Genomic DNA, 15789 nt, shown 5'->3' with positions numbered 1-15789 from the left:
AATGTCAAATTATTTTAACACATTATCATTAAGAAATCAATTAGAACAATTAGGAAAATGTAGATTTATGGATTCTTCGGAATTTGTAGATGGAGTGCAAGCATTGGTCGGAAAAAAAATTGTTATTGTTGGTTGTGGTGCACAAGGATTGAACCAAGGTTTAAACATGAGAGATTCAGGTTTAGATATTTCGTATACACTAAGACAAGTTGCTATTGATCAAAAGAGAGATTCTTTTGTAAATGCAACTTCAAACGGTTTTACTGTTGGAACCTATGAAGAATTGATTCCTTCTGCAGATCTAGTTTTAAACCTAACTCCAGACAAACAGCACACAAACGTTGTACAAACGATTATGCCTCTGATGAAGAAAGGAGCAACTTTAAGCTATTCACATGGTTTTAATATTGTTGAAGAAGGGATGCAAATTCGTAAAGATTTAACTGTCATTATGGTGGCTCCAAAATGTCCAGGATCTGAAGTTCGTGAAGAGTATAAACGTGGCTTCGGAGTTCCAACGTTAATTGCAGTTCACCCAGAAAACGATCCAGAAAATAAAGGTTGGGCACAAGCAAAAGCTTATGCAGTAGCTACTGGAGGAGACAGAGCAGGTGTATTAGAATCTTCTTTTGTTGCCGAAGTAAAATCGGATTTAATGGGAGAGCAAACTATTTTATGTGGATTGTTACAAACGGGAGCAATTTTATCTTTTGACAAAATGGTCGAAGAAGGAATTGAACCAGGTTATGCAGCAAAATTAATTCAGTATGGTTGGGAAACTGTTACAGAGGCTTTAAAGCACGGTGGGATTACCAACATGATGGACAGATTGTCAAATCCAGCTAAATTAGAAGCGTTTAGAATTTCAGAAGAATTAAAAGACATCATGCGTCCATTATTCAACAAACACATGGATGATATTATTTCTGGTCATTTTTCTAAAACAATGATGGAAGACTGGGCAAACAATGATACCAATTTATTAACTTGGAGAGCAGCAACAGGAGAAACTGCTTTCGAAAAACAAGCACTTACAGATCAAGAAATTTCTGAACAAGAATATTTTGATCACGGAACTTTATTGGTAGCCTTTGTAAGAGCAGGAGTAGAATTGGCTTTTGAAGCTATGACTGCAGCTGGAATCATAGAAGAATCGGCATACTACGAATCGTTACACGAAACACCATTAATCGCTAACACCATTGCTCGTAAGAAATTGTTTGAAATGAATCGTGTAATTTCTGACACGGCTGAATATGGTTGTTATTTATTTGATCATGCTTGTAAACCATTATTAGCTGATTTTATGAAAACAGTTAAAACAAACATCATTGGAAAACCTTTTACCCATGTAAATGGTGTTGACAATCAAGAATTGATTGCTGTCAATAGCGTGATTAGAAATCACCCAGTAGAAAAAATCGGAGCAACATTAAGAGCTTCAATGACTGCAATGAAAGTAATTACCTCAGAAGCATAATTAATGCAAACCAAAACATCCTATTTTCCAAGTTTAGAAAACGTAAAAGCAGCATCTTTGAATTTAAAAGGTGTTGCTTCTCTTACGCCATTGAGTCAGAATTTTCAATATTCTAAGAAATTTGGTGCGACTATTTTATTCAAAAGAGAAGACTTACAAGTAGTTCGTTCTTATAAAATAAGAGGAGCTTACAATAAAATGTCTTCCTTAGTTCCAAAAGAAAAAGAAAGAGGGATTGTTTGTGCTAGTGCAGGAAATCATGCACAAGGGGTAGCATTATCATGTAAATTATTGAAAATAAAAGGGACCATATATATGCCTTCGCCGACACCCAATCAGAAGATTGAGCAGGTAAAAATGTTTGGTGAAGAATATATTACTGTGGTTATTGAAGGAGATTCTTTTGACGACGCGTATCATGCGGCAATGGTAGATTGTGAATCTCAAAATAAAACATTTATTCATCCTTTTAATGATGAAAAAGTAATAGAAGGTCAAGCGACAGTTGGATTGGAAATCTTAGACCAGACAGCATTGAAAATTGATTATGTCTTTGTTGCTGTTGGTGGAGGAGGATTGTCCTCTGGGTTGTCTTCGGTATTCAAACACTTATCGCCAGAAACAAAAATTATTGGAGTAGAGCCCGAAGGCGCACCTTCTATGACCACTTCTATCAATAATCGTAAAAATACACCATTACAAACAATTGATTCTTTTGTAGATGGTGCTGCTGTAAAAAGAGTAGGCGATTTAAATTTTGAAATTTGTAAGCAGCATTTATCAGACATGTTTACGATACCTGAAGGAAAAATCTGTCAAACCATTTTAGATTTATACAACAAAGATGCAATTGTTGTTGAACCAGCAGGTGCATTGAGTATTGCTGGATTGGATTATTATGCAGAAGAAATTAAAGGTAAAAATGTAGTTTGTATAGTGAGTGGAAGTAATAATGATATCACTCGAACTGCAGAAATTAAAGAAAGAGCCTTGTTATTTGCCAATTTAAAGCATTATTTTATTATAAAATTCCCTCAAAGAGCAGGGGCTTTAAAAGAATTTTTAGATGATATTCTTGGACCTAATGATGATATCACTCATTTTGAATACACCAAAAAAACCAATAGAGAGAACGGTGCAGCTGTAGTTGGTTTAGAATTAAAATCTTCAGATGATTTAGCTCCTTTGATTGCAAAAATGAAAGAAAAAAACTTTTATGGTGATTACTTAAACGATAAACCGGATTTGTTTCAGTTTTTGGTGTAAATTGAAACTTTATTAAAATTAATACTATTTAAATTATGGGAATTCCAGAAAAATTTAAAATTACTTCTTTACTCCATCAAAAAGAATATTTAATCAATGGAGAATTAAAACAGTGGTCAGGTGAGACTGCAACAGTTTTTTCAACCATCTCCTCAACTGAAGAATATAAGCAAACCATTTTGGGAAGTGTTCCTCAACTAGGTGAAGCGGAAGCTCTTGAAGCTCTAGACTCAGCCTGTGATGCATTTGATAAAGGGAAAGGTTTGTGGCCTACTATGAAAGTGGAAAGTAGAATATCTGCCATGGAAAAGTTTGGGTCAAAAATGAAGACTAAGCGAGATGAAATCGTGAAACTTTTGATGTGGGAAATCGGAAAAACTCTTCCAGATTCTGAAAAAGAATTTGATAGAACTGTAGAATATATCTACGATACCATCGAGGATTATAAGCAAATGGATAGAGATTCTGCTAAATTTGAAAAAAGTGACGGGGTGTATGCTCATGTTCGAAGAGGACCTCTTGGAGTTGTTTTATGTTTGGGACCCTACAATTATCCATTAAACGAAACATTTTCACTTCTTATTCCTGCTTTAATTATGGGAAATACAGCAGTCTTTAAGCCCGCAAAGTATGGAGTATTACTTATTTCACCTTTGCTAGAAGCCTTTAAAGATAGTTTTCCTAAAGGAGTTGTAAATATTATTTATGGTCGTGGAAGAACATTGGCAACACCTATTATGAAAACGGGTAAAGTTGATGTATTGGCTTTAATAGGAAATAGTACATCAGCCAATGCAATTCAAGCACACCATCCAAGAAAAAACAGATTGCGTTTAATTTTAGGATTGGAAGCAAAGAACCCTGCAATTGTCTTAAAAGATGCAGATTTGGATTTAGCGATTAACGAATGTATCGCAGGAGCAATGTCTTTTAATGGACAACGTTGTACTGCTCTAAAAGTTTTATATGTTCATGAAGATGTAGTTTCTGAATTCAACAACCGTTTTTCTGAAAAAGTAGATGCTCTAAAATTTGGAAATCCTTGGGATGATGGTGTAAAATTGACACCTTTACCAGAAGTCGGTAAAACAGCTTATATTCAAGAACTAATTGATGATGCTACTTCAAAAGGAGCAAAAATTATCAACAAAAAAGGAGGAGAACTATCTGAGAATTATATTTTTCCAGCCGTTTTGTATCCTGTACATAAAGAAATGCGAGTTTTTAACGAAGAACAGTTCGGACCCGTAATACCGGTTGTTTCATTTTCGGATATTGACGAACCTTTGGAGGATATGGCTGCATCCAATTATGGACAACAAGTAAGTGTTTTTGGAAGCGATACCAAAACATTGGCCCCTCTAATTGATACCTTGGTCAATTTAGTTTGTCGTGTAAACCTAAACAGTTCTTGTCAACGTGGACCTGATGTGTATCCGTTTACTGGAAGGAAAGATTCTGCAGTAGGAACTCTAAGTGTACATGATGCTTTGCGTTCTTTTTCTATTAGAACCTTTTTAGCGTCTAAGGATACTCCTTATAACAATGCGATTTTACAAAATTTATTGGATAAGAAAACTTCTAATTTTATCAGTACAGATTATATTTTATAAAATTATTTTCGAATAATTTCTAATACTAATTCCTTCGTCAATGGCTTACCATTGGCGATTTTTTTTATGCTATCAAAAGTAAATACAAAATCACATCCCAATTTATAGTCAGCACAACCGTAAGCAGTTTTTCCCTTTATGATACTACCTTTTTTACATTTTGGGCAGCTGATTTTTTCTGTTGGACTAGTTGTTGGTTTTTTTTGTTTTATAGGTTCTAATTTGATGTTGAAATATTCATCAAATCGAAGAAGCCCCTCTACTGTTCCTGATGAGAGTTTAAAGCCTTTCAAATTGGTGGTGCAGCTTTTCTCAATCAATCGAACCCACTGATTTTCAGATACTTTTTTTCCGTAAATCTCAAAAGGAATTTTTAAATCACAGTTGTTCTTGTATTCTGAACATCCAAAAGCAGTAGAACCTTTAATAAGTTTACCAGTCTTGCATTTTGGACAGGTTTTGCCTATAATTTCTTTTTTAGATTTTGCAGTTTTTTTTAGGTGAGTTGTTTTTTTGGACGTAGTAGCAACCGTATTGGATGAGATGCGTTTGACAGCAGTATTTGCACGAACCTCATAGACCAATTGATCTACCATATTTTTCATATTATTGATAAAGGTCCCAGCATTGAATTCACCTCGTTCAATTTCTTTCAATCGTTTTTCCCATCGTCCCGTTAATTCTGCAGATTTTAATAGTTCATTGTCTATCAAGTCAATCAAATCAATTCCTGTTTGGGTAGGGATGACCAATTTTTTCTTGCGTTCAATGTATTTTCTCCGGAATAAGGTTTCAATAATACTCGCTCTTGTAGAGGGTCTTCCAATCCCATTTTCTTTCATCAATTCACGCATTTCATCATCATCAACTTGTTTCCCAGCAGTTTCCATGGAACGCAATAAACTAGCCTCAGTAAAATTTCTAGGTGGTTTGGTTTCTTTTTCCAAAAAGGAGGGTTCGTGGGGGCCTTTTTCTCCTTTCACAAATGCAGGCAAGACCGCTTGTTCGCTTTTTATACTATTATCAGTTGTTATTTCTTTTGGAGCGGAGGTTTCGAAAACAATCCTCCAACCCTTGGTTAATATTTCTTTTCCAGTAGTTTTGAAAGGTACTTCAGCAGCTTTTCCAATTACCGAGGTATTGGAAACCTCAGAATCAGGATAAAATACACCGATAAATCGTCGCGTAATGATGTCATAAACTTGTTGCTGGTTGTATTGTAAATTTGCCTGTATTCCTGTAGGAATGATGGCATGGTGATCAGTTACTTTTTTGTCATCAAAGACACGTTTAGATTTTGGAATTTTCTTTCCTAAAAGAGGTTCGGTCAATGTTTGATAGGAAGTCAGTTTTGACAAAATTCCGTGAATTTTAGGATATACATCATTGGGTAAAAAGGTCGTATCTACCCTAGGATAGGTAACTACTTTCATTTCGTATAATTTTTGAACCATTTTTAATGTTTCATCCGCAGAAAAGCCAAATTTATTATTGCAATAGACTTGTAAGCCAGTCAGATCAAATAATTTTGGAGCGTATTCTTTACCCTTTTTCTTTACAACAGAAACAATCTCAAATTCAGTGGTACTTACCTTGTCTGCTAAAACTTGCCCGTCTTCTTCTTTTTGGAAGCGTCCTTCCTCATAATTGAAAAGTGTATTTCTATAGGTCGTTTGTAGTTCCCAATAGGGTTGTGGTTGAAATGTTTCAATTTCTTTAAAACGATTGACTAACATTGCTAGGGTTGGAGTTTGTACTCTTCCTACCGATAAGACTTGTTTGTATCCGCCATATTTTACGGTGTATAAGCGCGTTGCATTCAATCCCAATAGCCAATCTCCAATCGCTCTAGAAAACCCTGCATAATAGAGATTATCATACTGTTCAGAAGGTCTTAAGTTCTTAAATCCTTCTTTAATGGCTTCTTCTGTAAGCGAAGAAATCCATAAACGTTGTACCTCTCCTTTGTAATTGCATTGATTGATTACCCAACGTTGTATGAGTTCCCCTTCTGTTCCCGCATCCCCACAATTGATCACCACGGAGGCTTTTTCAAACAGGGCTTTTATGATATTGAATTGTTTTTTGATTCCTGAATCACCAGTAACTTTCGTATCAAAACGTTCTGGAAGCATGGGTAAGTTGTTCAAATCCCAACTTTTCCAGTGGGGTTTGTAGTCTTTAGGTTCTAAAAGTGTACATAAATGTCCGAAAGTATAGGTGACTGCATAGCCGTTTCCTTCATAGTAACCATCACGTTTTGTGTTGGCTCCTAGGATATTCGCAATTTCTCTTGCGACACTTGGTTTTTCGGCAATACAGACTTTCACTATAGAGGGGTTTTATGAAGTTCGAAAATAGTGAAATATTTGTGAATTCGTTGATAAAGTTTTGAACTAAATCATCTCTTTACTAGTGCCAACTGGATCCTTTTTCGGTCAAAATCTACTTCCAAAACTTTTACAATGATTTGTTGGTTCAAAGCCACAATTGCATTTACATCTTTGACAAAGGTATCCGACAAATTAGAAACATGAATCAAACCACTCTCTTTAATTCCGATGGCTACAAAACACCCAAAATTGGTAATATTGTTTACAATTCAGGAATAATTTGTCCACTTCTGAGGTCGGAAATTGTTTTGATCGTTGGGTCAAATGAAAACATTTTGGCTTTTTCTCGTGGATCTACACCAGGTTTCTCCAATTCTCTGACAATATCTTTTAAGGTCGGCAAACCAATGAGTTCTGAAACATAATTTTGCAATGGAATTTTTTCAAGGACGACTTTATCTCCAATAAAATCCGATACTTTCATGTTCAAGTCTTTTGCCATTTGAGTAACAAGTCCATAACTTTCTGGATGAACTCCCGAATCATCCAACGGATTATCCCCATTTTTCACGCGTAAGAAACCAGCAGCTTGCTCAAATGCTTTTCCTCCCAACCGAGCAACTTTTTTGATGGAAGCTCGAGAGGTGAATGCTCCATATTCATTTCTGTGACTGACAATGTTTTTGGCAATTTTAGGGCCAATCCCTGAAACATAACTCAACAAGGATTCACTAGCCGTATTGATATTTACGCCTACGGTATTCACACAGCTTTCAACAACAAGGTCTAGTGATTTTTTTAATTTGGATTGATCAACATCATGTTGATATTGTCCTACCCCGATTGATTTAGCATCAATTTTCACCAATTCTGCCAATGGATCTGCCAATCGTCGTCCTATAGAGACGGCACCTCGAACAGTTATGTCTTCATTGGGAAATTCCTCTCTTGCAATTTTTGAAGCAGAATAAATTGAAGCTCCAGCTTCACTAATTACAAAAATTGCTACAGTATTTTTGAAAGTGATATTTTTGACCAACTGTTCGGTTTCTCTTGAGGCAGTTCCGTTTCCAATTGCAATGGCATCAATGTGATAGCTGTCTACTAAATTTCGAATAGTCTCAATAGCCTCTGTTGCTTTGTTCTGAGGTACATGTGGATAAATGTTTTCGGTATGCAATAATTCCCCTTGCTTGTTTAGGCAAACTACCTTGCATCCCGATCTAAATCCAGGATCAATTCCTAAAATCCGTTTTTCTCCTAAAGGAGCTCCCAACAACAATTGGCTTAAGTTTTTGGCAAAAACAGCAATTGCGGCTTCATCGGCTTTTTCTTTTGCGATGGATAGTGCTTCATTAGATAATGATGGGAACAAAAGTCGTTTGAAGGCATCCTGAATCGATAATTGAATTTGCGAAGCACATTCGTTTCGAGAACGGATGACGATGGATTCTATTCTGTGGATTATTTTTTCCCTGTCAATTAAGATCTTTACTCGGATATAACCCTCATTTTCTGCTCTTAAAATTGCTAAAAGACGATGAGAAGGTATTCGATGCAGAGATTCACTCCAATCAAAATAATCTTTGAATTTTTGTGCTTTTTCGTCTTCTTTTTTTGCAGGGATGACTTGTGAAGAAATTTGTGAAAAGCGTTCCAATTCTCTTCGAATTATATTGCGGATGTCTGTGCGTTCATTGATCCATTCTGCAATGATAAAACGGGCACCTTCCAATACAGCTTCAATCGTTGGAACTTCGTTAGAAGTATATTTTGAAGCTGTAGATGCTAAGTCATTTATATTTTGACTGAGCACCATTTTTGCTAATGGTTCTAACCCTTGTAAACGAGCAGTTTCTGCCTTGGTTTTTCGTTTCTTTTTATAGGGTAGATACAGGTCTTCTAAGGCAATTAAATCGGTTGAATTGTTTATTTTCTGTGCTAATTCGGCAGTCAAGACAGCCTGTTCTTCTAAGGATTTTAAAATCGCTTTTTTTCGTTTGTCTACAGCTTCAAAGAACTCTTTGTATTTTAGAATTTCACCAATTTCAACTTCATTAAGATTTCCAGTCATCTCTTTTCGATACCTTGCTATAAATGGAATTGTAGCATCCTCATTCAATAGTGAAAGGGTATTTTTTACAGACTTTTCTGAAAATTTTGTATGCTTTATAAGATAAGGGAGTAATGGCATTCTTTTTTTTAAAATTTGAGCATTTTGACAAAAATACAATTAAAATAAAATCACTTTCTCATAAGCCAGCCTTTTTGCACCATAGTCCGTGTAAATAATTCCACAGTACTTGTAGGCTAATTTTTTTAGAAGGGCTTGCATTCCCAAATTCTCTTCGTGGGTATCTATTTTTAAACTTTGAATTTTTTTTTCTTTCAATTGTTTATGAAACGCTTCAAGGATGGTCGTAGCCAATCCTTGCTGTAGAAATTCTTTTTTGATTGCCATTCTATGGATTACACCGTAGGTTTGGCCGGGAGGAATTACCCAGTTTCCTTCAATGATCTCATAGGAGGGTTCTTTTTTGGTGGTGAACATTGCCGTGCCGACCAACTGATTTTTCGTATTGAAAACCGCATAGCTTTCGTTGTTATGAATGTCTTTTTCAATTTGTTTGGCATTGGGGTACCCGTTTTGCCATTGGTCAATATTAAAGGAAGCTAGAAGGGTTTTTGCTTCTTCAATAATTTCCATGATATCAGGTAGATTCTGAATGCTAGCCAGTTGGATGTTTATCATATTTTTAAAATAAAAAAAAACCACGAATGCACAAGATCATATTTGCGAATTCATGGTTAAATTTAATTCTTTTATTGCTAAGCTGAAACGGACAATGCTTTCTTTTTTTCTAGAGCTTCAAAAGTGACTAGTTCTTGATTGTGTAATATATCTTGAATGGTTTGTCTCTTTCTAATTAAATAATCCTTTCCTTGATGAAGCATCACTTCTGCAGGGAGATAACGAGAATTATAATTGGATGCCATAGAGAAGCAATATGCACCTGCATTATGGAAACACAAGACATCTTCTTCTGAAATTTCAGGAATTCTTCTATTTGTACCAAAGGTGTCGGTTTCACAAATATAGCCAACTACAGAATAATAGCGATCTCTTCCTTCTGGATTTGAAATGTTAGTGATATGGTGATACGAATCATACATCATCGGTCTTACCAAATGGTTAAAACCTGAATCAACATGAGCGAAAACGGTAGAAGTAGTTTGTTTTACGACATTTACTTTCGCCAAAAAGACACCCGCTTCAGACACTAAAAATTTTCCTGGTTCAAACATCAATGTGATGTCTTTTCCATATTCTATACAAAATTCATTGAATCGTTCAGACAATTGCAATCCTAATTGCTCAATGTCTGTAGAAATATCTCCTTCTTTATAAGGGACTTTAAATCCACTTCCAAAATCAATAAAATCAATATTTTCAAATTGTTTTGCTACATCAAATAAAATTTCTGTAGCTCGTAAAAAGGTGTCGATATCTAAAATGTCAGAACCCGTGTGCATGTGAATTCCGTTGATATTCATTCCAGTATTCTCTACAACACGTTTGATGTGAGGAACTTGATGGATAGAAATACCAAATTTAGAATCGATATGGCCTACAGAAATTTTTGAATTTCCACCTGCCATGATATGAGGATTGATACGGACACAAACAGGGATTTCTGGGTGTTTTTGTCCAAATAACTCTAAAATTGATAGATTATCAATATTAATTTGAACGCCTAATTTGGCGACTTCTTCAATTTCTGTTAATGACACTCCATTGGGTGTAAAAATGATTTTCTTAGGATCAATTCCTGTTGTCAACCCCAGCTGTACTTCTTGAATGGATACAGTATCCAAACCTGCACCAATATTTTTAAAGAATTTTAAAATATTGATATTAGAAAGTGCTTTTACAGCATAATTCAATTTTAGGTTTTTCACGCTGCTAAATGCATCCGTTAATCGGTTGTATTGTGATTCAATTTTGTCTGTATCATAAACATATAAGGGACTTCCATATTTGTTTGCTAATTCTAAAAGCTGTGTTCTTTCCACGTTTAAATATTTTATTATTCAGCAAAAATAGTACAATCTCTTCATTTTTCGTTGTTTGTTTAAAAATACAACAAATTGTTTTTAATTGTGATTTTTACGTGATTTTTGAGATGAAAAACTCACAAAGAATCCTTTAGCTTTAAATTGATATTCCAAATTCATTTTTCAATGATTTCCCATTTATTTGGTTTTTGTAAGGTATTTCTTTTTCAGAACGCATTATCAATTTTCGTTGAAATCCTGTTAATAACTAATTCCAAAAGGCGTTTTATTTTTCTCGGTTAAATCCTATTTTAGCAAGTACTTCAAAGTTAATTATAGTTCGTTATTTTATGAGTCAAGAAACAAAATATACAGAAGATAATATTCGGTCTTTAGACTGGAAAGAACATATCCGAATGCGTCCTGGAATGTACATTGGGAAATTGGGTGATGGTTCTTCTCCAGATGACGGAATCTATATTTTGGTCAAAGAAGTTTTGGACAATTCTATTGACGAATACGTTATGGGAGCTGGAAAAACCATCGAAATTTCTATTCAAGGGAACAAAGTAACTGTTCGTGATTACGGTCGTGGAATTCCCTTAGGGAAGGTGGTAGATGTGGTTTCAAAAATGAACACAGGAGGGAAGTACGACTCGAAAGCCTTTAAAAAATCGGTAGGTTTAAATGGGGTTGGAACCAAAGCGGTCAATGCACTTTCGTCTTTTTTTAGAGTAGAATCGTCACGAGAAGGCAAGTCTGCTGCGGCAGAATTCAGTCAAGGAATTTTGAACGATCAAGAATTTTTGGAAGAAACCTCTCGAAGAAAAGGAACCAAAGTTTCTTTTGTTCCCGATGAAATTATTTTTAAGAAATACAAATACCGAAATGAATATGTAGCTAAAATGCTGAAGTATTATGTGTATTTGAATCCTGGTTTGACGATTATCTTTAATGGTGAAAAATTCTTTTCAGAAAATGGCTTGAAAGATTTGTTGGAAGACAACAACAATCAAGAGGACATGTTGTATCCAATTATTCATCTTAAGGGCGATGATATTGAAGTCGCTATTACTCATAGTAAAACACAATACTCAGAGGAGTATCATTCTTTTGTAAACGGACAGTACACTACTCAAGGAGGAACCCATCAATCGGCTTTTAGGGAGGCTCTTGTGAAAACAATTCGAGAGTTTTATGGAAAGAATTTTGAAGCATCCGATGTTCGAAAGTCCATTATTTCTGCAATAGCGATAAAAGTAATGGAACCCGTTTTTGAAAGTCAGACAAAAACAAAATTGGGTTCAACAGAAATGGGAGGAGATTTGCCTACGGTTCGAACTTATATCAACGATTTTGTCAAAACACAGCTTGACAATTATTTGCATAAGAATACAGAAGTGGCAGAGAAGCTTCAAAAGAAAATCATGCAAGCAGAGAAAGAACGTAAAGAACTTTCTGGAATTCGAAAACTAGCAAGAGATCGTGCAAAAAAATCGAGCCTGCACAATAAGAAATTGCGCGATTGCCGAATTCATTTGGGAGATATCAAAAAGGAAAACTATTTAGAAACCACTTTGTTTATTACGGAGGGGGATTCTGCCTCTGGATCAATTACCAAATCGAGAAATGTAAATACACAGGCAGTATTCAGTTTAAAAGGAAAGCCTTTAAATTCGTATGGATTAAGTAAGAAAATTGTTTATGAAAATGAGGAATTTAACTTGTTGCAAGCCGCTTTGAACATTGAGGACGGTTTGGAGGAATTGCGCTATAACAATATTGTAATTGCAACCGATGCCGATGTTGATGGAATGCATATTCGGTTGTTACTGATTACTTTTTTCTTGCAGTTTTTTCCAGAGTTAATCAAAGAAGGACATTTGTATATTCTAGAAACGCCCTTATTTAGAGTACGAAATAAGAAAGAAACATTCTATTGTTATTCTGAAGATGAAAAACGAGAAGCAATCTTAAAATTGAAAGGAAAACCAGAAATCACCCGATTTAAAGGATTGGGAGAAATTTCACCCAATGAATTCGTCCATTTTATTGGAGATGATATCCGATTGGATCCTGTGATGCTAGACAAAGAAATGTCGATTGAGCAAATGTTGGAGTTCTATATGGGGAAAAATACCCCAGATCGACAGAAATTTATCATCGAGAATTTAAAAGTTGAATTGGATACCTTGGAAGAGGAAGTGTAAATATAATTGAAGAACTCAATTGCAAAAATTGGGGATAAAAAATAAGATGAAACTCTGAAGCGAATAAACGTTTAGACTATGAGTGAAGAAATTAACGATAACGAACATAATCCTGCATCTGACAATCAAGAAGAATCCAATGATTCTTTAGGTTTTCAAGACGATGTTATTCAAGAAGAAACCATCACCAAAGTTACAGGGATGTACAAAGAGTGGTTTTTGGACTATGCCTCCTATGTAATCTTAGAAAGAGCAGTTCCTTCTTTAGAAGATGGTTTAAAGCCAGTTCAGCGTAGAATTATGCATTCTATGAAAGACTTGGACGATGGTCGTTATAATAAAGTTGCAAACATTGTTGGTCATACCATGCAATATCATCCCCATGGAGATGCTTCTATTGCAGATGCCATGGTGCAAATTGGTCAGAAAGAATTACTAATAGACATGCAAGGGAACTGGGGGAACATCCTTACAGGTGATCGTGCAGCTGCTTCTCGATACATTGAGGCTCGTTTATCTAAGTTTGCGTTAGAGGTTGTTTTTAATCCAAAAACAACAGATTGGAAAATGTCTTATGACGGAAGAAGAAGAGAACCGATTGATTTGCCCGTTAAATTCCCTCTATTATTAGCTCAGGGAGCAGAAGGAATTGCTGTGGGATTATCGACCAAAATATTGCCTCACAATTTTATTGAACTGATTGATGCATCCATCAAATATTTAAAAGGAAGAAGTTTTACTATTTTGCCAGATTTCTTAACTGGAGGAATTGCAGATTTCACCAATTACAATGACGGTAAACGTGGAGGAAGAATCCGTGTTCGCGCTAAAATAACTCAACTCGATAAAAAGACCTTAGTCATCAATGAAATCCCTTTTGGAACTACGACAACTACTCTGATTGACAGTATTATCAAAGCCAATGAAAAAGGGAAAATTAAGATAAAAAAGATCGAAGACAATACGGCTGCAGAAGTAGAGATTTTGGTGCATTTACCTCCCAATGTTTCACCAGACAAAACCATAGATGCCTTATATGCCTTCACCAATTGTGAAAATTCCATTTCGCCTTTGTCGTGTACTATTGAAAACAACAAGCCTGTTTTTATTGGAGTTTCCGAAATGCTAAAACATTCTACTGATTTAACCGTAGACTTGTTGAAAAAAGAATTGGAAATTCAGTTAAATGAATTGGAAGAACAATGGCATTTTTCTTCTTTAGAACGAATTTTTATAGAAAATAGAATCTATCGAGATATTGAAGAAGTTGAAACTTGGGAAGGAGTATTAAAAGCAATTGATCTTGGTTTGCAACCGCATATCAAACATTTAAAACGAGCCATAACAGAAGAAGATATTGTTCGTTTGACAGAAATTCGTATCAAGAAAATTTCAAAATTTGACATCGACAAAGCCAAACAATTTATAGAAGGCTTAGAAGATAAAATTGCTGGAGTGAGAGGACATTTAGCGAACTTAATTGAATTTGCAATTGACTATTTCAAACGTTTGAAAGAGACCTATGGCAAGGGAAAGGAGCGCAAAACAGAAATTAAAATTTTTGATGATATCGTAGCCTCTAAAGTTGCCATGAATAATACTAAACTCTATGTGAATAGAGAGGAAGGCTTTATTGGAACTTCATTAAAAAGAGATGAGTTTGTAACTGACTGTTCAGATATTGATGAAATTATCATTTTTAGAAAAGATGGTAAAATGATGGTAACAAAAGTAGACTCGAAAATTTTTGTTGGAAAAGAAATTATTCATGTTGCAGTCTTTAAAAAGAAAGATCAACGAACGGTTTACAATTATATGTATCGTGATGGTGCTCGTGGTGCTAGCTTTATGAAACGTTTCAACGTAACCTCGGTAACACGTGATAAGGAATACGATCTTACAAACGGGAACAAGGGATCTCTTGTTCATTACTTTTCCGCAAACCCCAATGGGGAAGCAGAAGTAGTTACGGTCAATTTAAGAGCTGTAGGGAGTGTTAAAAAACTTAAGTGGGACATTGATTTTGCCGATTTAAGTGTCAAAGGGAGAGCTGTGAGGGGAAATACAATTTCTAAATATGCAATCAAATCGGTCGATTTTAAATCGGCTGGAGTTTCCACTTTAAAGCCGAGAAAAATTTGGTTTGATGAAACTGTACAACGTTTAAATGTTGATAATAGAGGAACTCTACTAGGTGAGTTTAAAGCAGAAGATAAATTATTAATAATTACTCAAAGTGGAAAAATTAAAGCGGTTAAACCCGATTTGTCAATGCACTTTGAGGATGACATGATTGTCTTAGAAAAATGGAAACCCAACAAACCGATTTCTGCCATTTATTTTGATGGTGAGAAAGAACGATACTATATCAAACGTTTCTTGGTTGAAACTCCAGATAAAGAAGAAGTTCTGATCAGTGAGCATCCAAAATCGCAATTGGAGATTGTAACCACAGATTACAGACCTATGGCCGAAGTGGTATTTTCTAAAAGAACCTTAGCACCTCAACAAATAAATTTTGAATCATTTATCGCTATCAAAGGGATCAAAGCACAAGGGAATCAATTGACTACCAATAAAATTAAGCAAGTCAATTTGTTGGAGTCCTTACCTTTTGAGGAGCCCGAAGAACCTAGTTCCGAGGAAATTGAAGTGGTAGAAGAAGAAATTATTTCTAATACTTTGTCAATCGATGTGCCAACAATTGAAAAAGCGTCAGTTTTAGAAGTCCCTAATAAAGAAGATAAAAAGAACGATCTATTGAAGAAAGCTATTCAGAAGAAAAAAGAACGCAAAGACGATGATTCGCAGCAAAGTTTGTTTTAAATAAA

The 15789-nt window shown here is 35.1% G+C and carries 8 protein-coding genes and 1 pseudogene; 5 read left to right on the top strand and 4 right to left on the bottom strand.

Annotation, left to right across the window (positions count from 1 at the left end; all coding sequences use genetic code 11):
- Position 1 precedes the first annotated feature (1 nt).
- From ilvC to RRF69_RS11490, 3 genes are read left to right on the top strand one after another with little or no spacing between them, the layout of a single operon-like run.
- Complete coding sequence (gene ilvC / locus RRF69_RS11500) at positions 2–1480, top strand: ketol-acid reductoisomerase (RefSeq protein ID WP_316939923.1); 1479 nt, start codon at positions 2–4, stop codon at positions 1478–1480.
- Positions 1481–1483: 3 nt separating this feature from the next.
- The gene (gene ilvA, locus RRF69_RS11495; RefSeq protein WP_316939921.1) at positions 1484–2746 is read left to right on the top strand and encodes a threonine ammonia-lyase IlvA; all 1263 of its coding nucleotides are present in this window, start codon (positions 1484–1486) and stop codon (positions 2744–2746) included.
- Positions 2747–2781: 35 nt separating this feature from the next.
- Positions 2782–4359 carry an NADP-dependent glyceraldehyde-3-phosphate dehydrogenase gene (locus RRF69_RS11490; RefSeq protein WP_316939920.1) on the top strand — a complete coding sequence of 526 codons (1578 nt, stop codon included), beginning with the start codon at positions 2782–2784 and terminating at the stop codon, positions 4357–4359.
- Between the two features lie 2 nt (positions 4360–4361).
- On the opposite strand, the gene RRF69_RS11485 is transcribed toward RRF69_RS11490, so the two are convergent.
- The 4 genes and pseudogenes from RRF69_RS11485 to lysA all read right to left on the bottom strand — a co-directional run bounded on the left by RRF69_RS11485 (position 4362) and on the right by lysA (position 10766).
- Entirely contained in the window at positions 4362–6689 is a 2328-nt protein-coding gene (locus RRF69_RS11485; RefSeq protein WP_316939919.1) for a DNA topoisomerase 3, read from the bottom strand.
- Positions 6690–6760: 71 nt separating this feature from the next.
- Positions 6761–8886 (bottom strand): annotated as a pseudogene (locus RRF69_RS11480) (Tex family protein).
- A gap of 39 nt (positions 8887–8925) precedes the next feature.
- Positions 8926–9444, bottom strand: a complete 519-nt coding sequence (locus tag RRF69_RS11475) for a GNAT family N-acetyltransferase (RefSeq protein ID WP_316939918.1) — start codon at positions 9442–9444, stop codon at positions 8926–8928.
- Between the two features lie 77 nt (positions 9445–9521).
- On the bottom strand, positions 9522–10766 hold the full coding sequence (lysA, locus tag RRF69_RS11470) for a diaminopimelate decarboxylase (RefSeq protein WP_316939917.1): 1245 nt from the start codon (positions 10764–10766) through the stop codon (positions 9522–9524).
- Between the two features lie 332 nt (positions 10767–11098).
- On the opposite strand from lysA, the gene RRF69_RS11465 reads away from it, so the two are divergent.
- Both RRF69_RS11465 and RRF69_RS11460 read left to right on the top strand, forming a co-directional pair.
- Positions 11099–12958 (top strand): DNA topoisomerase IV subunit B, encoded by a 1860-nt coding sequence (locus RRF69_RS11465; protein ID WP_316939916.1) that lies wholly within the window; start codon positions 11099–11101, stop codon positions 12956–12958.
- A gap of 78 nt (positions 12959–13036) precedes the next feature.
- Positions 13037–15784: a DNA gyrase/topoisomerase IV subunit A gene (locus tag RRF69_RS11460; RefSeq protein ID WP_316939915.1), complete on the top strand. Its 2748-nt coding sequence runs from the start codon at positions 13037–13039 to the stop codon at positions 15782–15784.
- Positions 15785–15789 lie beyond the last annotated feature (5 nt).

This window comes from Polaribacter sp. HL-MS24, from assembly GCF_032758595.1.
Lineage (GTDB): Bacteria > Bacteroidota > Bacteroidia > Flavobacteriales > Flavobacteriaceae > Polaribacter.
The sequence above is the reverse complement of the archived record's forward strand: the minus strand, read 5'-3'. Positions and strand labels throughout refer to the sequence as shown.

Bases quoted from the DNA above. Each gene is read 5' to 3' on its own strand.
- ilvC (WP_316939923.1), top strand. From the start codon at position 2: ATGTCAAATTATTTTAACACATTATCATTAAGAAATCAATTAGAACAA.
- RRF69_RS11475 (WP_316939918.1), bottom strand. From the start codon at position 9,444: ATGATAAACATCCAACTGGCTAGCATTCAGAATCTACCTGATATCATG.
- RRF69_RS11465 (WP_316939916.1), top strand. From the start codon at position 11,099: ATGAGTCAAGAAACAAAATATACAGAAGATAATATTCGGTCTTTAGAC.
- ilvA (WP_316939921.1), top strand. From the start codon at position 1,484: ATGCAAACCAAAACATCCTATTTTCCAAGTTTAGAAAACGTAAAAGCA.
- RRF69_RS11490 (WP_316939920.1), top strand. From the start codon at position 2,782: ATGGGAATTCCAGAAAAATTTAAAATTACTTCTTTACTCCATCAAAAA.
- RRF69_RS11460 (WP_316939915.1), top strand. From the start codon at position 13,037: ATGAGTGAAGAAATTAACGATAACGAACATAATCCTGCATCTGACAAT.